This is a genomic window from Roseococcus sp. (assembly GCF_965227005.1).
GTDB lineage: Bacteria > Pseudomonadota > Alphaproteobacteria > Acetobacterales > Acetobacteraceae > Roseococcus.
This window is the reverse complement of the sequence record NZ_CBDDFJ010000020.1, coordinates 92202-109400: the sequence shown is the minus strand read 5'-3', so window position 1 is coordinate 109400 and position 17199 is coordinate 92202. Positions and strand designations below refer to the sequence as shown.

The following is a 17199-nucleotide window of genomic DNA, read 5'->3' as shown; positions in this document are numbered from 1 at the left end:
GCCGCGACTTGCATATCCGCGCATCCGCAATGATATTGCGCGACAGGTGGAAATCAGGCAACGAATCAACGCGCCGTAAACCAACCTGGGGACACATGGCAGAACTAGACGCGATCGATCTGCGGATTCTCGCGGAACTCCAAGCGGACGGTCGGATCACGAACGTGGAACTCGCGAGTCGGGTGGGCCTTTCGGCCCCGCCCTGTCTTCGCCGCGTGAGGCGGCTGGAGGAGGCGGGCGTTCTGCGAGGCTACCACGCCGATGTGGAGCCGGGGGCGCTCGGATTCGAGGTCACCTTCTTCGCCATCGTCGGATTGGAGAGCCAGAAGCAGGCCATCCTCGACGCCTTCGAGGCCGAGGTGATCGCCTGGCCGGAGGTTCGCGAGTGCCACATGATCCGCGGCGGGGGCGATTTCCTGCTGCGACTGGTGGCGCGGGGCACGCCGCATGAGAACGAGCTGACCAACCGCCTCACGGGCGCGGCGAATGTGCTCAAGGTGCAGACGCTGCAGACCATCCGGACGGCGAAGAATGCGGCGGGCGTGCCGTTCTGAAGGTACGGACAACAGAAACCTTCCATTTCATGACGAGAACGTCATAGGCTCGGCTCCCTAAGGCGCGAAACAGCGCTCGGGGACGACCGGGAGAACAACATGGAACGCCGAGTATTTGCGGCAACCGCTGCTGCCGGCCTATTGGCTGCGCCCAACGTGCTGCGCGCCCAACAGCCCATCACCCTGAATGGCGCGGTCCAGTTCAACGACGACCACGTCTTCAACCGCGCTTTGCTCCGCTTCGAGGAGCTGGTGAAGCAGTATTCTAACCAGCCAATCAACTTCATCCTTCACCGCAATTCCAGCCTCGGGCTGGAAAAGCAGTATTTCGAATACATGTCGGCCGGCCGCGCGGTGGATTACGGAATCGTGTCACCTGCGCATATGTCCACCTTCAGCCGTGCCGCCCCCTTCATCGACGCGCCCTTCCTCTTCCGCGGCCTGAACCACTGGAACCAGGTGATCGACCAGGACCTGCTGGCTCCCGTCGCGACCGAGATCGAGCGGCGTGCCCGCGTCATGCTGATCGGCTATGCGGGCGGCGGCGTGCGCAACATCTTCGCCAATAAGCCGGTCTCGAACACGGCCGAGCTGCGGGGGCTGCGCGTGCGGGTGCAGGGCGCGGCGATCTGGAACCGCACCTTCCAGGCCGCCGGCATGGCGCCGCAGGTGATCGCCTATAACGAGATCTACAACGCCATCCAGAACAACGTGCTGGAAGCCGGCGAGAACGAGGCCGCCGGCGTGCTGCACATGCGCTTCTTCGAAGTGGCGCCGCATCTGGCGCTGACCCAGCACGCCATCACCATCCGGCCGATCTGCTTCTCGGCTCAGACCTTCGCGCGGCTGCCGCGCGGGGTGCAGGAGGCGGTGCGCCGCGCGGGGAAGGAGGCCGGCGCCTTCGGCCGCCAGGCGGAGAGCACCGAGGACGAGGCGACGCTCGCCAGGTTGGAAGGCGAGGGCAAGCTGCGCCGCATTCCCTTCAGCGGGCGCGACCAGATGCAGGCGGCGGTGGCGCCCGTCATGGCCGCCTATGCGCGCGAGATCGAGGCCGAAAACATGCTCAACCGCATCAACGCGGTCACCGGTTAACCGGAGCCCTTCCGGCCCGCGCGGCCCAGCCGCGCGGGTTCTCCCGCGCCTGCGCCCTCCTGCCCGATCGGAGCGACATGTCTCACCCGGCCCGCGGCGCCTTCCGCCGCATGACCTCCGCCTATAGCCGCTTCCTAGACCTGGTGATGGTCGCGTCCGTGGGGATCCTCATCATCCCCGTCACGCTCCAGGTCTTCTCGCGCTTCACCGAATGGCTGCCGCGCTATCTCTGGACCGAGGAGGCGGCGCGCTTCCTGCTGATCTGGATGATCATGATCGGCGCCATGATCGGCGTCCGCGAGGGCACGCATTTCGTGGTCGACCTCTTCCCTTCGCTGGAGGGGCGCAGGAAGGCGGCGCTGGACATCCTCTCCGGCGTCTTCGTGATGATCTTCGGGGCCGTCTTCCTCTGGTGGGGCATCGAGTTCACCGAATTCGCCCGCTACCGCATCAGCGAACTCGCCGAATGGCCGCTGTGGATGATCCATGTCGCCTGGCCCCTCGCGGGCTTCACTTGGCTGCTCTTCGCCGGGGAGCGAATATGGGATGACGTGCAGATCCTCCGCGGACGGGGAGATGCGTGATGGGCGCTTCTGTCCTCTCGGCCGGGCAGGCGGCCTGGATTCTCTTCGGCGTCTTCTTCGCGCTTCTGGGTTTGCGCGTCCCGGTCGCGGTCGCGCTGGGGCTGGCCTGCCTGCCGATCCTGCTGATCGAGCCGCATCTGTGGCCCATGGTCCTGCTGCAGGAGACCTTCAACGCCTATAACAGCTTCATCCTCCTGGCCGTGCCGTTCTTTCTGCTGACGGCCAATCTGATGAATGTCGGCGGTATCACCGACCGCCTGCTGCGCTTCTCGCGCTCGCTGGTCGGGCATTTCCCCGGCGGCCTCGCGCAGGTGAACGTGGTGCTGTCGATCTTCTTCGCCGGCATTTCCGGCAGTTCCACGGCCGACGCGGCGAGCCAGGCGAAGCTCTTCATCGAGGCGCAGCGCCGGGAGGGCTATGACGACAGCTTCTCCGTCGCCATCACGGCCGTTTCGGCGGTGCTGGCGGTGATCATCCCGCCCTCGATCCTGATGATCGTCTGGGGCGGCGTGCTGACCGTCTCCATCGGTGCGCTCTTCCTGGCGGGAATCCTGCCGGGCCTGCTGATCGGCCTCGCGCAGATGGGCACGGTGCATGTCTATGCGGTGCGGCGCGGCTATCCCACCTATCCGCGCGCCAGCCTGCGCGAGGTGGGGGCGTCCCTCCTCGTCTCGATCCCGGCGCTGATGACGCCCTTCATCATCATCGGCGGCAAGATCTTCGGCTGGTTCACCGCGACGGAGAGCGCCTGCATCGCGGTGCTCTATGCGGGCACGCTATCCCTGATCGTCTATCGCGAGATGGGCCGCAGCCAGCTCTACGAGGCCTTCAGCGAGACGGGGAAGCTTTCCGCCATCACCCTGTTCTGCGTGGGCACGGCGAGCGCCTTCGGCTGGATGCTGGCCTTCTACAACATCCCCCAGGCGCTGATGTCGGGGGTGATGGCCTGGGGCATGGGCCCGATCGCGACGGGCTTCTTCATCGCCGGCGTCTTCCTGGTGGTGGGCTGCTTCCTGGACGCGATCCCCGCGATCATCATCGTGGGCGCCATCCTGCAGCCCAGCGCGATGCAGGCGGGGCTGCACCCGGTGCATTTCGCGATGATCGGGATCGTCAGCCTCGCCTTCGGGCTGGTGACGCCGCCCTATGGGCTGTGCCTGCTGATCAGCTGCGCGGTGGCCAAGATGCGGGTGGTGGACGCCCTGAAGGACACCGGCATCATGCTGATCCCCATGCTGGCGGTGCTGGCCCTGCTGATCGTCTGGCCCGACATGGCCCTGCTTCTGCCGCGACTGATCGAGCCTGACTTCATGCGGTGAGAGACGGTGGGCTGAAGCGTGATGCGCACCCCGGATCACGCTTCAGCCTTGGCCGGGAAGGCGAGTCCATCGAAACGGATCGCGCTCTACCCCCGCCGGACCACGTATTCGCCCGCTTCCAGCTTCGCCACGATCGCATCCGCCTGCGCCTGGTCGCGCACCTCGATCATGAGCTCGAGCTCCGCCGTCTGCACCGACGGCGCGGCGAAGAGCCGCTGGTGGCTGACCTCGATGACATTGCCGCCGGCCGCCGCCACGCGTGTGGCGATATCCGCCAGCACGCCCGGCCGGTCGGGGATGTCCAGATGCAGCCGCAGCAGCCGCCCATCGCGCAGCAGGTTGCGCAGCAGCACGTTGGAGAGGATGCGCGGGTCGATATTGCCGCCGCAGATGGAGGTGGCGATCCGCTTGCCGGCGAAGAGCTCCGGATAGCTCAGGATCGCCGCCACGCCAGCCGCGCCCGCGCCCTCGGCGACGGTCTTCGCACCCTCGGCCAGCAAGGCGATGCCCTGCTCGACGGCGCGCTCGGTCACCACCAGCACCTCGACGCCGAGGCGCTTCAGGATCTCGACCGGCTGCTCGCCCACGTCGCGGACGGCGATGCCCTCGGCGATGGTCGGCCCGCCCACGCTCACGGGCTGCCCGGCGAGGCGCTGGCGCATGGCCTGGTAGCCCTCGACCTCGACGCCATAGACCTTCATGCTTGGCCGCAGCCCGGCCGCCACCACGGCGCAGCCCGCGGCCATGCCGCCGCCGCCGATGGGCAGGATCATGGCGTCGAGCTCCGGCGTGTCCTCAAGCATCTCGAGCGCCATGGTGCCCTGGCCCGCGATCACCGCCGCGTCGTCATAGGGATGGACGAAGGTGAGGCCGTTCTCGAGCGCGAGGTGGTGGGCATGCGCCGCCGCCTCGGCCAGGGTCTCCCCGTGCAGGACCACCCGCGCGCCAAAGCCCTCGGTCCGCATGACCTTGGTTGCGGGGGTGAACTTCGGCATCACGATGGTCGCGGCGATGCCGAGCAGGGTGGAGTGCCGCGCCACGGCCTGGGCATGGTTGCCGGCGGACATGGCGATGACGCCCGCCGTCCGCTCGCGCTCCGTCAGCAGCGCGAGACGGTTGGCCGCCCCGCGCTCCTTGAAGGCGCCGCTGGCCTGAAGGTTGTCGAGCTTCAGGAAGACGGAGGCGTCGCAGGCGCGGTCCACCGCCGGGTTCTGGATGGTCGGCGTGCGCAGGACGCGCCCGTGGATGCGCGCCGCGGCGGCGCGCACATCGGCCAGGGATACAGGCATGCTCCTAGAACGCGACCGCGGTGATCTCGATGGCGCGGGCGCCGCCGGGTGCGGGCACTTCCACGCTGTCGCCCACCTTCTTGCCCATCAGCGCCTTGGCGAGAGGGGAGGAAAGCGAGATCGAGCCGGCCTTCATATCGGCCTCATACTGGCCGACGATGCGGTAGGTCGTCTGCTTCTCTGTCTCCTCGTCGATGATGGTGACCCGGGCGCCGAAGCGCACCTGGCTGCCGCTCATCTTGGAGACGTCGATGACTTCGACCGAAGGGATGATGGATTCGAGCTCCGCAAGGCGGCCCTCGATGAAGGACTGACGCTCACGCGCGGCATGATATTCGGCGTTCTCGGAGAGATCGCCATGCGCGCGCGCTTCCGCGATCGCCACGATAATCGCGGGGCGCTCGACGGACTTCAGTTGCTTCAGTTCCTCTTCCAGCTTCGCCAGTCCTTCGGCGGTCATGGGGAACTTCTGCACGGCAGGGTCTTCCTTCGCAGCGATACCTCTCCCGCCGGCAACTCCGTTGCAAAAAAGAATGCCGGAGAGCGAGGAGGTGGATGGGGGCCTGATCGCCCCCATCCGGTGTCAGAATGACGCGGTAGAGTAGGATTGGAGCGGCGCCACATCAAGTGTTCCCGCACGAAGGGCCTCAATCGCCCCTGCCGCGGCCCTCGCGCCCGCGATGGTCGTGTAGTGCGGAACCCCCTGGGTGAGCGCCGAACGGCGGATATCGAAGCTGTCCGACACGCTCCTTCCGCCGCCCGAGGTGTTGATCACGATCTGGATCTCGCCGGACTTGATGGCGTCGACGCAGTGCGGCCGGCCCTCCAGGACCTTGTTCACCTCGACGACGTCCAATCCGGCGTCGCGCAAACGCGCCGCCGTGCCGCGGGTTGCCATGATCTTGAAGCCGAGACCCGCCAGCCGGCGCGCGATGGTCACGGCAGCGGCCTTGTCGCTCTCGCGGACGGAGACGAAGGCCGTGCCGCTCTCGGGCAGCTTCACGCCGGCGCCGAGCTGCGACTTGAGGAAGGCGCGCTCGAAGCTGGTGTCAAGGCCCATGACCTCGCCGGTGGACTTCATCTCCGGACCCAGCAGCACGTCGACGCCGGGGAAGCGGTTGAAGGGGAAGACCGCTTCCTTCACCGCGACATGCTTGGCGACGGCGTCGTCGTCCAGGTTGAACTCGGAGAGCTTCGTGCCCGCCATGACGCGCGCGCCGATCTTGGCCACCGGCACGCCCGTCGCCTTGGCGACGAAGGGCACCGTGCGGCTGGCGCGCGGGTTCACCTCGAGCACGAAGATCTCGCCGTCCTTCACCGCGAACTGGGTGTTCATCAGGCCGCGCACCTTCAGCGCGCGCGCCATCGCCTCGGTCTGGGCCTTGAGCTCGGTGACGATGGCGGGGGGGAGCGAATAGGGCGGCAGCGAGCAGGCCGAGTCGCCGGAATGGATGCCGGCTTCCTCGATGTGCTCCATCACGCCGGCCACATAGACCGCGCCGTCGAAGTCGGCGACGCAGTCCACGTCCACCTCGATGGCGTCCTGCAGATACTGGTCGATGAGGATGGGGTTCTCGCCCGAGACCCGCACGGCCTCGGCGCCGAAGCGACGCAGCTGCTCGGCGTTATAGGCGATCTCCATGGCGCGGCCGCCCAGCACGTAGCTGGGGCGAACCACGACCGGATAGCCGATGCGCGCGGCCTCGACGATCGCCTCCTCGATGTTGCGGGCGATGCCGTTGCGCGGCTGCTGCAGCCCCAGGCCCTTCAGCAGCACCTGGAAGCGCTCGCGGTCCTCGGCGATGTCGATGGCCTCGGCGGAGGTGCCCAGGATGGGGATGCCCGCCTTGTCCAGCGCCTGGGACAGCTTGAGCGGCGTCTGGCCGCCATACTGCACGATGCAGCCGAGCAGCGTGCCGCTCTCCTGTTCCTTGCGGATCAGGGCGATCACGTCTTCGTTGGTCAGCGGCTCGAAATAGAGGCGGTCGGCCGTCTCGGGGTCGGTCGAGACCGTCTCGGGATTGCAGTTGACCATGATGGTCTCGAAGCCCGCTTCCTTGAGCGCGTAGCAGGCATGGACGCAGCAATAGTCGAACTCGATGCCCTGGCCGATGCGGTTCGGACCGCCGCCGAGGATGACGACCTTCTGGCGATCCGTCGGGCGGGATTCGCAGACCGGCTCGCCGAAGCCGCCCTCATAGGTCGAGTACATATAGGGCGTGTCGGCGGCGAATTCGGCCGCGCAGGTGTCGATGCGCTTATAGACCGGGCGCACGCCCAGCTTCTCGCGCGCCGCGAAGACGGCGGTCTCGGCCTGGCCGGTGAGCTTGCCGAGCTGCTTGTCCGAGAAGCCCAGCGCCTTGGCCGCGCGCATGGACTGCGCGGTGGCGGGCAGGCCCTTGGCCTTGATGTCCTTCTCCGCGATCACGATCCGCTCGATCTCGCGGATGAACCAGGGGTCGAACTTGCAGGCGGCGTGGATGTCCTCGACCGAGACGCCGGCGCGCAGCGCCTGGGCGACAGTGAGGATGCGGTCCGGCCGCGGAATGGCGAGCGAGGCGTGGAAGGCCTCCTTGCTGCCGTCGCCGGGGGGCAGTTCCTCATCGAGGCCCGAGAGGCCCGTCTCCAGGCTGCGCAGGCCCTTCTGCAGGGCTTCGGCGAAGGAGCGGCCGATGGCCATCGCCTCGCCGACCGACTTCATGGAGGTGGTCAGCGTGGCCGGCGTGCCGGGGAACTTCTCGAAGGTGAAGCGGGGGATCTTCACGACCACATAGTCGATCGTCGGCTCGAACGATGCCGGCGTCACCATGGTGATGTCGTTCTTGAGCTCGTCCAGCGTGTAGCCGACGGCGAGCTTGGCCGCGATCTTGGCGATGGGGAAACCCGTGGCCTTGGAGGCCAGGGCTGAGGAGCGCGAGACGCGCGGATTCATCTCGATGACGACCATGCGGCCGTCCTTGGGGTTGATGCCGAACTGCACGTTCGAGCCGCCGGTGTCCACGCCGATCTCGCGCAGGCAGGCGATGGAGGCATCGCGCATGCGCTGATACTCCTTGTCGGTCAGCGTGAGCGCCGGGGCGATGGTCACGCTGTCGCCGGTGTGCACGCCCATCGCGTCCAGGTTCTCGATGGAGCAGACGATGATGCAGTTGTCCGCGGTGTCGCGGACGACTTCCATCTCGTATTCCTTCCAGCCCAGCACGCTCTCCTCGACGAGGACCTCGCTGGTGATCGAGGCGGCGAGGCCGGAGCCCACGATCTGCTCGAATTCCTCGCGGTTATAGGCGATGCCGCCGCCCGTGCCGCCGAGGGTGAAGCTGGGGCGGATGACGCAGGGCAGGCCGACGATGGCGAGGCCGGCCCAGGCCTCCTCCATCGTGTGTGCGATCTCGCTCTTGGGGCTCTCGATGCCGATCTTGGTCATCGCGTTGCGGAACTTCTGGCGATCCTCGGCCTTGTCGATCACCTCGGCCTTCGCGCCGATCAGCTCGCAGCCGTACTTCTCCAGCACGCCGGTCTCGGCGAGCTTCAGCGAGGTGTTCAGCGCGGTCTGGCCGCCCATCGTGGGGAGCAGCGCGTCGGGGCGCTCCTTGGCGATGATCTTCTCGACGATCTCGGGCGTGATCGGCTCGATATAGGTCGCGTCCGCCAGGCCCGGATCGGTCATGATCGTGGCCGGGTTCGAATTGACCAGGATGACGCGATAGCCCTCGGCGCGGAGCGCCTTGCAGGCCTGGGCGCCCGAATAGTCGAACTCGCAGGCCTGGCCGATCACGATGGGGCCGGCGCCGATGATGAGGATGGACTTGATATCTGTGCGCTTGGGCATGGGTCAGGGCCTCTGAGGCGAAAAGAAAAGGAAAGCGGGCAAGGCGAAGTCGAAGGGCGCGATGGGCGGGCTCATATCCCGCGGATCCTCTCGCGCTGCCGGATGGCGAGGCCGGCGACGGCATGGCTCACGGCGACGATGAGGAAGACCGGCCAGGGACCGGCGCCGGCGAAGAAGCCCGACAGGTGCAGCGCGCAGCCCATGGCGAACATGGACAGGCCGAGCGCGGCCTCCAGCATGGGCAGCAGGCGGCGGATGGCGGTGGTGAGCACGATCGCCACGAAGATCGCGACGAAGGTCCCGCCCATCCAGGCGAAGGCGGAGGGCATCAGCCGCGCACCCCGCGGAAGCCGTCGCCGAAGGCCAGCTTGGCGGCGATGAGCGCGAGGGCCACGCCAAGCACGTAGCGCTGGGCGGCGAGCCAGACCGGGCGCGTCGCGAGGAAGCGCGCCGCGCCGGCCGCGCCATAGATCAGCAGCGCGTCGAAGATCGCGCCGATCCCGACCTGCAGCGCGCCCAGGATCGCTCCCTGCACCAGCACATTGCCGGCAGAGGCATCGATGAAGGGCGGAAGCACCGCCATGTAGAAGAGCGCGACCTTGGGGTTCAGCGCCGCCGTCGCGAAGCCGACCACGAAGAGCTTCCCGTCCGGCTCGCGCGGCAGTTCACGGGGCGCGAAGAGCGGCTCGGCGCCGGGCTTCAGGCATTGCCACGCCATCCAGGCCAGATACGCCGCGCCGCCGAGGCGCATCGCATCCCAGGCATAGGGGATGGCCACCAGCGCCGCGGTGATTCCCGCCGCCGCGCAGATCATGATGGCCGCCGAGCCGAAGGCGCAGCCGGCCAGCGAGATCATCCCCGCCCGCGTCCCCTGCGCCAGCGCGCGGCTGACGAGGTAGAGCATGTTCGGCCCCGGCGTGACCGCGAGGCCGATCGACAGGGCGGCGAAGACCAGCAGGGATTCGATCGGGGGCATCAGGGCCGCGCCTCCACCGCCATGCGCGCGGCGAGCCCGGCCAGCACCGTGCCCATGATCCAGCGCTGGATACGCGCGAAGAGCGGGCGCCCCGCGAGGAAGGAGGCCACGCGCGCGGCCGCCAGCACGATCGCGGTGTTGACCGCCACGCTCACGCAGATCTGCAGGAAGCCCAGAGCCACGACCTGCCCGAAGATGCCGCCGCGCGCGGGATCGATGAACTGCGGCAGCAGCGAGAGGTACATCACCGCGATCTTGGGATTGAGCAGGTTGGTCAGGAAGCCCATCGCCACGAGGCGCCGCGCGTCGTCGCGCGGCAGGTCGCGCGGCGCGAAGGGCGAGGAACGGCCGGTGAAGGCCTGCCAGGCGAGGTAGGCGAGATAGGCCGCCCCGGCGAAGCGCACCGCGTCATAGGCGAGCGGCACGCTGGCCAGGAAGGCCGTGAGGCCGAGCGCCGCGCAGAGCATGTAGAAGACGAAACCCAGCGCCACGCCGGCGAGCGACATCATTCCCGCGAGCCGCCCCTGCGAGATGGAGCGGCTCACCAGATAGACCATGTTCGGCCCGGGCGTGAGCACCATGCCGAGCGAGACGGCCGCGAAGAGCAGCAGGGTTTCGAGCGAGGGCATGCTCAGCCTTGCGTGGAGAAGCCGCCATCGATCGGGATGGCGGTTCCGGTGATGAAGGCAGCCTCGTCGCTGGCCAGGAAGGCCGCGATGCCGATGAAGTCGGAAGGATCGCCCCAGCGGCCCATGGGCGTGCGGTTCAGCACGCTGTCGTGCAGGGTGCCGGAATACTGCCGCGCGCGGCGCGTGAGGTCGGTGTCGATCCAGCCGGGCAGGATGGAATTGGCGGTGATGCCGTCCTTGGCCCAGGCGACCGCGAGCGACTTGGTGTACTGCACCACCGCGCCCTTGCTCGCGCCATAGGCCGGCGAGAAGAGCACGCCGAAGATGGAGAGCATCGAGCCGGTGTTGACGATGCGGCCATGCCCGCTCGCCTTCAGCGCCGGATAGGCCGCGCGCGTCAGGCGCATCATGCTGTTGAGATTGATCTCGAGCACGGTCTGCCACTGCTCGTCCGTCACCTCATGGGGCGGGGCGCGCAGGTTGGTGCCGGCATTGTTCACCAGGATGGCGAGGCCGCCGCCGAGCGCCAGCGTCTCGGCCAGCACGCGATCGGTCTCGCCAGGCTGGGCGAGGTCGGCCGCGATGGCATGGGCGTCGCCGCCCAGCTCCTTCAGGGCGGCGGAGTTCTTCTCGGTGTCGCGTCCGGTGATCACGACGCGCGCGCCACTGGCCGCGAGGCCCTTGGCGAGCCCAAGTCCGATGCCGCCATTGCCGCCGGTGACGAGCGCGACGCGCCCGCTGAGATCGAACATCCGCATTTCTCCCTGTTGGTTCAGGCCGCTTTGGCCTTGTCCATCATCCCCACGAAACGGTGGAAGAGGTAGTGGGAATCGCTCGGTCCCGGGCTGGCCTCGGGGTGGTACTGCACCGAGAAGGCCTGCCGCGCGGGGGCGGCGATGCCCTCGTTGGAGCCGTCGAAGAGGCTGACGTGGGTGACGCTCACGCCCTCGGGCAGGGAGGTGGAATCCACCGCGAAGCCGTGGTTCTGGCTGGTGATCTCGACCTTGCCGGTGGTCAGATCCTGCACCGGCTGGTTCGCGCCGCGATGGCCGCGGTCGAGCTTGTAGGTCTTGGCACCCAGCGCCAGCGCCAGGAGCTGATGGCCGAGGCAGATGCCGAAGACCGGGATCTTCGCCTCCAGCACGCCCTGGATGGCGGTCACGGCATAGACGCCGGTCGCCGCCGGGTCGCCGGGGCCGTTGGAGAGGAAGACGCCGTCCGGCTTCTCGCGCAGGATGTCCTCGGCGGTCGCGGTCGCGGGCAGCACCGTCACGGCGCAGCCGGCATCGGCGAGGCAGCGGAGGATGTTGCGCTTGGCGCCGTAGTCGATCGCCACCACGCGATGCGTCGGCGCGGTCTGCTTGCCGAAGCCCTTGCCCCAGGACCAGAGGGTCTCGTCCCACTTATAGGCCTGGCGCGTGGTGACTTCCCGGGCGAGGTCCATGCCCTTGAGGCCCGGCCAGGCCTTGGCCTGGGCGACCAGCGCCGCGATGTCGAAGCGGCCATCGGCGGGGAAGCTCAGCACGCCGTTGGGCGCGCCGCCGTCACGGATGCGGGCGGTGAGCGCGCGGGTGTCCACGCCCGAGATGCCGGGGATGTTGTGGCGCTTCAGCCATTCCTGGAAATGCAGGGTGTTGCGGTAGCTGGCCGGCTCGGTGACGTCCTGCTTCACGATGAGGCCGCGGGCGACGGGGGTCGTCGCCTCCATGTCCTCGACATTGGTGCCGACGTTGCCGATATGGGGGAAGGTGAAGTTGATGATCTGCCCGGCATAGGACGGATCGGTCAGCGTCTCCTGATAGCCGGTCAGTCCCGTGTTGAAGCAGATCTCGGCGACGTTGGTGCCGTGCGCGCCGAAGCCGAGGCCCCAGAAGACGGCGCCGTCGTCGAGCACGAGGCAGGCGGTGGCGCCTTCGGGCGGGAGGTTCGGCATGGTCGGATCCTGCGAAGGGGCGGGCGCGCTGGCGGGCTGCCCGGTGAGGTCTGAGAGGGAGAGGCCGGTGGCGGCCAGGATAATGGGCCAGTGCTTGGCCGGAATGGTCCGGGACTGACGCCACTTGCGAATGGCCTCGGTGCCGACCTTGAGCTGGCCGGCCGCGGCCTCGGCCCCACCCAGGAGGGCGAGGATGTCTTCCACGCTGCGCATGGGCTAGACTATGTGGGAAATCTTTTCCCAGTTCAAGCGAAGAGTCCGCCTGCTGGGAATTTCGCTACAGAATCATGATTTATATAGGGAATTCGACGATGGACCTCCGGAGCCGTTTCACCGCCGAGCTCAAGACCGCCATGCTGGCCCGTGACGCCGCGACCACCGGCACGCTGCGCATGATCACCGCCAAGCTGAAGGACACCGACATCGCGGCCCGTCCGGGCCCGCCGATCGAGGATCCCGCCATCATCGCCATGCTGCGCGGCATGGCGAAGTCGCGCCGGGAGTCGGTGGAGATGTACCGCCAGGGCGGCCGCGAGGAACTCGCGGCCAAGGAGGAGGCCGAGATCGTCGTGATCGAGGGCTTCCTGCCGGCCCAGATGGACGAAGGCGCGCTTCAGGCGGCCGTGGCCGAGGCCGTGGCCGAGACGGGCGCCACCTCCATCAAGGAGATGGGCAAGGTGATGGCCGCGCTGAAGGCGAAGCACGCCGCCAGCCTCGACATGGCCAAGGCGGGCCCGGCCGTGAAGGCCGCATTGGGCAGCTGAGGCGCCGTCCGGGGACCGGAATGAAAAACGGCCCGGCCTTTTGAGGGGCGGGCCGTTTTCCATGGGTGGGATTTCGCCGACTGGGCGGCTCCGCCGCGGGTCGCCGGACCTACTGGATGTTCGGCAGGTCCTCGGCGAGCACGGTGATGGTGACGTGGTAGGCGACCTCGCCATCCTCGGCGTCACGATCGACCGTGCCGATCGTCTCGGCCCCCGCGAGGAGCTCGATCGGGCCGTTGCGGGTCTGCGCCGCGCGGATCATGAGGCTGGGGCTGCCGAGCAGCTTGCGGAGGTGCGCCTGGACGGCCTGGATTTCAGCGGGCTTCATGCCGGCCGCTTAGCCCCCTCGACGCCGCTTGGCAATCGAATCGATGGGCGTGGCGTCCCGATCGGGCGCAACCTTTTCGCCCAGCGGGAATTCCCTGACCGAACGCCTCTTGGGAGATAAGTGATGATCCGTTTCCGCGTCTCGACGAGCCTGTCGCTCCTCGCCGCCCTACTCCTCGTTTCCGCCTGCAGCCCGAGCCTGAGCCTCGGCTCGGCCCCCTCGCAGGATCGTGTCGTCGCGGCCTCCGGTCCCGCGCCGACGCGCTGATCGGGGCCACTGATCAAACCCGGGCGAGAATGGGTCGGCAGGCGCCCTGCAGGCGCGCCACCTGCCGCATGACGTCGCCCGAGAGCAGAACGCCCTCGGAGACGACGGGGAAGCCCGCCACGGCGAGCTTCTCCGCCGTCCAGGCATTGCAGGTATGGTCCAGGCTGTAGCCCCGGGCGGCCTCGTAGAAATCGCTTCCGCGGATCTGGCTGACATGGACGGGATGCCCGCCGGCATCGAGCCGGAAGCTGTCCCATAGCGACTCCGTCAGCCGGCGCAGGCCTTCGTCGTCGAGCGGCAGCGTGAGCACCGTGGCCGCCATCGCTTCCTCCGGCGGCACGGACAGCGCGGTGACCTGCATGATGCCGGGCCCGGCGAAGGGGCCCGCCAGCCATTCCGCCAGCCCGCGCGCGGGCGTGATCATGAAGTTGCGCTTGCCGAAGCCGAACATCAGCGTGGTCGCGCCGCGATAGGTGGCGGCAAAGCTGCCCATGGCTTCCGCCGGCACCGCGATCTCGGTGTGCCAGGAGCGCGAGACGACCCGGATGCGGTTCTCACCCGTGGGGCATCCGTGCGGGGGAGGCAGGGTGGCGCAGCCGGCGAGGCCGGCCGCGCCCGCGAGGAGGGCGCGGCGGGGAAGCTGGCTCAATAGTATTTCAGCTCCTGCGCCTTTCCGCCGAAGATGCGCCAGATGATGAAGGTGTAGATGCCGATCATCGGCAGCACCGCCGCCGCGCCGATGAGGATGACGATCAGCGATTCCGGGGCGCTCGCCGCCTCGAAGATGGTGAGGCGATCCGGCACCACATAGGGCCAGAAGCTGTAGGCCAGCCCCTGGAAGCAGAGCACGAAGATCGTCGCGGTCGCCACGAAGGGCACCCAGTCGAGCGAGGTGTCGCTGCGCGGGAAGCGGCGCAGGAAGATGTGCAGCAGCAGGAAGAGCGCGCCGCTCGCCAGCGGGATGGGCGCCAGCCCCATGATCTGCGGCAGGCCGAACCAGCGCTCGAAGATGCGCTGGCTCACCAGGGGGGTGGCGGCGCTCACCACGATCACGCCGATCCAGGTGGCGTAGAGGGCACGCCGCGCCAGCCGCGCCGCCATGTCCTGCAGGTCGTGCTCGCAGCGCCAGACGAGCCAGCAGGCGCCGACGAGCGCATATCCGGCCACGACGAAGGCGCCGGTCAGCATGGCGAAGAGGAAGGGGCCCCAGCCCTCGGCGAAGCCCAGGATGTAGGAGCCGAGCATCCAGCCCTGGCAGAAGGCCGCGACGATCGAGCCCGCCTGGAAGGCGAAGTCCCAGCGCGGCTTCTGCGCCGGGGGGGCCTTGGCGCGGAACTCGAAGGCGACGCCGCGGATGATCAGGCCGAACAGCATCAGCATCACGGGGATGTAGAGCGCGGTCAGCACCAGCCCGTGCGCCTTGGGGAAGGCCGTCAGCAGGATGCCCACGCCCAGCACCAGCCAGGTCTCGTTGGCGTCCCAGAAGGGGCCGATGCTGGCGATCATGCGATCGCGGGTGGCCTCGTCGGAGGTGCTGCGCAGCCAGATGCCGACGCCGAGGTCGGCGCCGTCGAGGATGGCATAGGCCAGCATGGAGATGGCCATCAGCGCCGCGAAGGTGATGGGCAGCCAGGCGCCATCGGGAAGGGTGTCCATGATCGTCACTCCGCCGGCGCGGGGTTGAGGGGATCCCGGTTGCCCGTCTCCTCGGGTTCCGGCGCGTCAGGGCGCCGGGCGAGGTACATGAGGGTCAGGACATAGGCGAGCAGCAGCCCCGCATAGAGCAGGACATACAGCACCAGCGAGGTTCCGATCGTGGTCGCGGGGAGGGGGCCGGCCGCCTCGCCCGTGCGCAGGATGCCGGTGACGAGCCAGGGCTGGCGGCCGATCTCGGTCGTGTACCAGCCGGCCAGCGTCGCCACCCAGCCCGAGAAGGTCATGGGGATCAGCGCCCGCGCCAGCCAGGTCGTGACGCCCCGCCGGCGCAGCACCCAGGCGCCCCACCAGGAGACCAACAGCATCAGCACGCCCACGCCGACCATGATGCGGAAGGCGAAGAAGACGGGCGCGACGGGCGGATGGTTGCCGATGAACTCGTTGAGCCCGCGGATCTCCCCATCGGAGGAATGGGTCAGGATCCAGCTCGCCAGATAGGGGATCACGATCTCGAAGCGGTTGCTGCGCGTCGCCTCGTCGGGGATGGCGAAGAGACGCAGCCCGGCGCCGCGCTCGGTCTCCCAGACGCCCTCCATCGCCGCGACCTTCTGCGGCTGGTGGTGCAGCGTGTTCAACCCGTGCTGGTCGCCGGCGAAGATCTGGATGGGGATGAGGATCGCCGCCAGGATCACGCCGGTCTTCAGCGCGCGCTCCACGCCGGCGGCGCGGTCGCCGCGCAGCCAGCGCCAGGCGGAAAGCCCCGCCACCAGGAAGGCGACGGTGAGGCCGGAGGCCAGCAGCATGTGCGACAGGCGATAGGGCATGGAGGGGTTGAAGACGATGGCCACCCAATCCGTCGCATGCGCGACGCCGTCGCGGAGCTCGAAGCCGGCGGGGGTCTGCATCCAGGAGTTCAGCGCCAGGATCCAGAAGGCGGACAGGGTGGTGGCGCCCGCCACCATCACCGTCGCCAGGGTATGCGCCCAGTTCGGCACGCGCCCGTAGCCGAAGAGCATGACGGCGAGGAAGGACGCCTCGAGGAAGAAGGCGGTGAGGACCTCATAGGCCAGCAGCGGCCCCGCGATATTACCCACGCGCTCCATGTAGCCGGGCCAGTTGGTGCCGAACTGGAAGCTCATGGTGACGCCCGAGACCACGCCCAGGGCGAAGGACAGGGCGAAGACCTTCACCCAGAACTTGTAGGCGTCCATCCAGGCCGCGTCCTTGGTCCGGTCGAAGCGCAGCTTGAAGAAGAGCAGCACCCAGCCGAGCGCGATGGTCACGGTTGGGAAAAGGATATGGAACGAGATATTGGCCGCGAACTGCATGCGGGCGAGCACGATTGGGTCCATCGGTCAGGCGTCCTTCTTCTCGGCCGTCTTTTTGCGGCGGCCCTTGCCGGTGACGATCTGCTGGAAGCGGTCGGTGGCCTCCAGGACCTTGGCGACGCGACCGCCCATCTTCAGCAAGGCGATGAGCCGTTCGTCGGGGAGACCTTGCACGTCGTTGGCCCAGCCCGTCAGCAGGGAAATGACGTCGTGCAGGCTGTGCATGCGGGCCTGGGCATGGCGTTCGGCTTCTGTGGACGGCTTTTGCATGAGCACGTCGCGCAGGAGGGACAGCGTGGGGTCGATTTCCCGCTTGCGGCGCTCCTCGGCGAGGATGCGCACGATCTGCCAGACATCCTCGGGCGTGGAGAAATGCTCGCGCCGGTCGCCGGGGAGGTGCTGGAGCCGCACGAGGCGCCAGGTCTCGAGCTCCTTGAGGCCCATGGAGACGTTGGAGCGGGAGAAGCCGAGGGAGGCGACGATCTCGTCGGCGTTGAGCGGGCGCTGGGAGAGGAAGAGGAGGGCGTAGATCTGGCCGACGGTGCGGTTGATGCCCCATCGCGAGCCCATCTCGCCGAAATGGAGGACGAAGGCGGCGGTGGCGGGCGGGAGATCCATAACGAACAGTATGTTCAGGAATTTCTGAAAACT

19 protein-coding genes are annotated in these 17199 nt (G+C 68.1%); 6 read left to right on the top strand and 13 right to left on the bottom strand.

Annotated features, from left to right (window positions below):
• The first annotated feature begins 95 nt into the window (after nucleotides 1-95).
• The 4 genes from ACO057_RS10800 (at nucleotide 96) to ACO057_RS10785 (ending at nucleotide 3549) form a co-directional block, all read left to right on the top strand.
• On the top strand, nucleotides 96-554 hold the full coding sequence (locus tag ACO057_RS10800; RefSeq protein WP_421991491.1) for an Lrp/AsnC family transcriptional regulator: 459 nt from the start codon (nucleotides 96-98) through the stop codon (nucleotides 552-554).
• 141 nt (nucleotides 555-695) lie between these two features.
• Nucleotides 696-1646, top strand: coding sequence for a TRAP transporter substrate-binding protein (locus ACO057_RS10795; protein ID WP_421991489.1), 951 nt, complete (start codon nucleotides 696-698; stop codon nucleotides 1644-1646).
• Between the two features lie 77 nt (nucleotides 1647-1723).
• Nucleotides 1724-2230 carry a TRAP transporter small permease gene (locus ACO057_RS10790; protein ID WP_421991487.1) on the top strand — a complete coding sequence of 169 codons (507 nt, stop codon included), beginning with the start codon at nucleotides 1724-1726 and terminating at the stop codon, nucleotides 2228-2230.
• Nucleotides 2230-3549, top strand: a complete 1320-nt coding sequence (locus tag ACO057_RS10785; protein WP_421991485.1) for a TRAP transporter large permease — start codon at nucleotides 2230-2232, stop codon at nucleotides 3547-3549. The genes ACO057_RS10790 and ACO057_RS10785 overlap by 1 nt, the downstream gene beginning before the upstream one ends.
• Before the next feature lie 86 nt (nucleotides 3550-3635).
• Here the strand turns inward: ACO057_RS10785 and ACO057_RS10780 are convergent, their stop codons facing one another.
• The 8 genes from ACO057_RS10780 to carA all read right to left on the bottom strand — a co-directional run bounded on the left by ACO057_RS10780 (nucleotide 3636) and on the right by carA (nucleotide 12418).
• Nucleotides 3636-4838, bottom strand: a complete 1203-nt coding sequence (locus ACO057_RS10780; protein WP_421991483.1) for a threonine ammonia-lyase — start codon at nucleotides 4836-4838, stop codon at nucleotides 3636-3638.
• 4 nt (nucleotides 4839-4842) lie between these two features.
• Nucleotides 4843-5313, bottom strand: a complete 471-nt coding sequence (gene greA / locus ACO057_RS10775; RefSeq protein WP_421991616.1) for a transcription elongation factor GreA — start codon at nucleotides 5311-5313, stop codon at nucleotides 4843-4845.
• A gap of 108 nt (nucleotides 5314-5421) precedes the next feature.
• Entirely contained in the window at nucleotides 5422-8667 is a 3246-nt protein-coding gene (gene carB / locus ACO057_RS10770) for a carbamoyl-phosphate synthase large subunit (protein ID WP_421991481.1), read from the bottom strand.
• A gap of 71 nt (nucleotides 8668-8738) precedes the next feature.
• Nucleotides 8739-8996, bottom strand: coding sequence for a hypothetical protein (locus ACO057_RS10765; protein WP_421991479.1), 258 nt, complete (start codon nucleotides 8994-8996; stop codon nucleotides 8739-8741).
• Complete coding sequence (locus tag ACO057_RS10760) at nucleotides 8996-9643, bottom strand: LysE family translocator (protein WP_421991477.1); 648 nt, start codon at nucleotides 9641-9643, stop codon at nucleotides 8996-8998. The genes ACO057_RS10765 and ACO057_RS10760 overlap by 1 nt, the downstream gene beginning before the upstream one ends.
• Nucleotides 9643-10272, bottom strand: a complete 630-nt coding sequence (locus tag ACO057_RS10755) for a LysE family translocator (protein ID WP_421991475.1) — start codon at nucleotides 10270-10272, stop codon at nucleotides 9643-9645. The genes ACO057_RS10760 and ACO057_RS10755 overlap by 1 nt, the downstream gene beginning before the upstream one ends.
• A gap of 2 nt (nucleotides 10273-10274) precedes the next feature.
• Nucleotides 10275-11024: an SDR family NAD(P)-dependent oxidoreductase gene (locus tag ACO057_RS10750; RefSeq protein ID WP_421991473.1), complete on the bottom strand. Its 750-nt coding sequence runs from the start codon at nucleotides 11022-11024 to the stop codon at nucleotides 10275-10277.
• A gap of 20 nt (nucleotides 11025-11044) precedes the next feature.
• The gene (carA, locus tag ACO057_RS10745) at nucleotides 11045-12418 is read right to left on the bottom strand and encodes a glutamine-hydrolyzing carbamoyl-phosphate synthase small subunit (RefSeq protein WP_421991471.1); all 1374 of its coding nucleotides are present in this window, start codon (nucleotides 12416-12418) and stop codon (nucleotides 11045-11047) included.
• 98 nt (nucleotides 12419-12516) lie between these two features.
• Here carA and ACO057_RS10740 point away from each other — a divergent pair, with 98 nt between their 5' ends.
• Complete coding sequence (locus tag ACO057_RS10740) at nucleotides 12517-12969, top strand: GatB/YqeY domain-containing protein (protein WP_421991469.1); 453 nt, start codon at nucleotides 12517-12519, stop codon at nucleotides 12967-12969.
• 109 nt (nucleotides 12970-13078) lie between these two features.
• Here the strand turns inward: ACO057_RS10740 and ACO057_RS10735 are convergent, their stop codons facing one another.
• On the bottom strand, nucleotides 13079-13297 hold the full coding sequence (locus ACO057_RS10735) for a DUF3126 family protein (protein WP_421991467.1): 219 nt from the start codon (nucleotides 13295-13297) through the stop codon (nucleotides 13079-13081).
• 123 nt (nucleotides 13298-13420) lie between these two features.
• Between ACO057_RS10735 and ACO057_RS10730 the strand changes: the two genes are divergently transcribed.
• Nucleotides 13421-13564, top strand: coding sequence for a hypothetical protein (locus ACO057_RS10730; protein ID WP_421991465.1), 144 nt, complete (start codon nucleotides 13421-13423; stop codon nucleotides 13562-13564).
• 13 nt (nucleotides 13565-13577) lie between these two features.
• Here the strand turns inward: ACO057_RS10730 and ACO057_RS10725 are convergent, their stop codons facing one another.
• Genes ACO057_RS10725 through ACO057_RS10710 form a run of 4 tightly spaced genes read right to left on the bottom strand, consistent with a single transcriptional unit; the run spans nucleotide 13578 to nucleotide 17166 of the window.
• Nucleotides 13578-14213: a DUF2459 domain-containing protein gene (locus ACO057_RS10725; RefSeq protein WP_421991463.1), complete on the bottom strand. Its 636-nt coding sequence runs from the start codon at nucleotides 14211-14213 to the stop codon at nucleotides 13578-13580.
• Entirely contained in the window at nucleotides 14210-15220 is a 1011-nt protein-coding gene (locus ACO057_RS10720; protein ID WP_421991461.1) for a cytochrome d ubiquinol oxidase subunit II, read from the bottom strand. Before ACO057_RS10720 ends, ACO057_RS10725 begins: the two co-directional genes overlap by 4 nt.
• A 5-nt stretch (nucleotides 15221-15225) precedes the next feature.
• Nucleotides 15226-16572: a cytochrome ubiquinol oxidase subunit I gene (locus tag ACO057_RS10715; protein WP_421991459.1), complete on the bottom strand. Its 1347-nt coding sequence runs from the start codon at nucleotides 16570-16572 to the stop codon at nucleotides 15226-15228.
• Between the two features lie 3 nt (nucleotides 16573-16575).
• Entirely contained in the window at nucleotides 16576-17166 is a 591-nt protein-coding gene (locus tag ACO057_RS10710; RefSeq protein WP_421991457.1) for a GbsR/MarR family transcriptional regulator, read from the bottom strand.
• Nucleotides 17167-17199: the final 33 nt, after the last annotated feature.

What these genes read in the sequence shown, in the direction of transcription:
- ACO057_RS10800 (WP_421991491.1), top strand. Translation starts at nt 96, where the DNA reads ATGGCAGAACTAGACGCGATCGATCTGCGGATTCTCGCGGAACTCCAA.
- ACO057_RS10790 (WP_421991487.1), top strand. Translation starts at nt 1,724, where the DNA reads ATGTCTCACCCGGCCCGCGGCGCCTTCCGCCGCATGACCTCCGCCTAT.
- ACO057_RS10785 (WP_421991485.1), top strand. Translation starts at nt 2,230, where the DNA reads ATGGGCGCTTCTGTCCTCTCGGCCGGGCAGGCGGCCTGGATTCTCTTC.
- ACO057_RS10780 (WP_421991483.1), bottom strand. Translation starts at nt 4,838, where the DNA reads ATGCCTGTATCCCTGGCCGATGTGCGCGCCGCCGCGGCGCGCATCCAC.
- carB (WP_421991481.1), bottom strand. Translation starts at nt 8,667, where the DNA reads ATGCCCAAGCGCACAGATATCAAGTCCATCCTCATCATCGGCGCCGGC.
- ACO057_RS10765 (WP_421991479.1), bottom strand. Translation starts at nt 8,996, where the DNA reads ATGCCCTCCGCCTTCGCCTGGATGGGCGGGACCTTCGTCGCGATCTTC.
- ACO057_RS10760 (WP_421991477.1), bottom strand. Translation starts at nt 9,643, where the DNA reads ATGCCCCCGATCGAATCCCTGCTGGTCTTCGCCGCCCTGTCGATCGGC.
- ACO057_RS10755 (WP_421991475.1), bottom strand. Translation starts at nt 10,272, where the DNA reads ATGCCCTCGCTCGAAACCCTGCTGCTCTTCGCGGCCGTCTCGCTCGGC.
- ACO057_RS10750 (WP_421991473.1), bottom strand. Translation starts at nt 11,024, where the DNA reads ATGTTCGATCTCAGCGGGCGCGTCGCGCTCGTCACCGGCGGCAATGGC.
- carA (WP_421991471.1), bottom strand. Translation starts at nt 12,418, where the DNA reads ATGCGCAGCGTGGAAGACATCCTCGCCCTCCTGGGTGGGGCCGAGGCC.
- ACO057_RS10740 (WP_421991469.1), top strand. Translation starts at nt 12,517, where the DNA reads ATGGACCTCCGGAGCCGTTTCACCGCCGAGCTCAAGACCGCCATGCTG.
- ACO057_RS10735 (WP_421991467.1), bottom strand. Translation starts at nt 13,297, where the DNA reads ATGAAGCCCGCTGAAATCCAGGCCGTCCAGGCGCACCTCCGCAAGCTG.
- ACO057_RS10730 (WP_421991465.1), top strand. Translation starts at nt 13,421, where the DNA reads ATGATCCGTTTCCGCGTCTCGACGAGCCTGTCGCTCCTCGCCGCCCTA.
- ACO057_RS10720 (WP_421991461.1), bottom strand. Translation starts at nt 15,220, where the DNA reads ATGGACACCCTTCCCGATGGCGCCTGGCTGCCCATCACCTTCGCGGCG.
- ACO057_RS10715 (WP_421991459.1), bottom strand. Translation starts at nt 16,572, where the DNA reads ATGGACCCAATCGTGCTCGCCCGCATGCAGTTCGCGGCCAATATCTCG.
- ACO057_RS10710 (WP_421991457.1), bottom strand. Translation starts at nt 17,166, where the DNA reads ATGGATCTCCCGCCCGCCACCGCCGCCTTCGTCCTCCATTTCGGCGAG.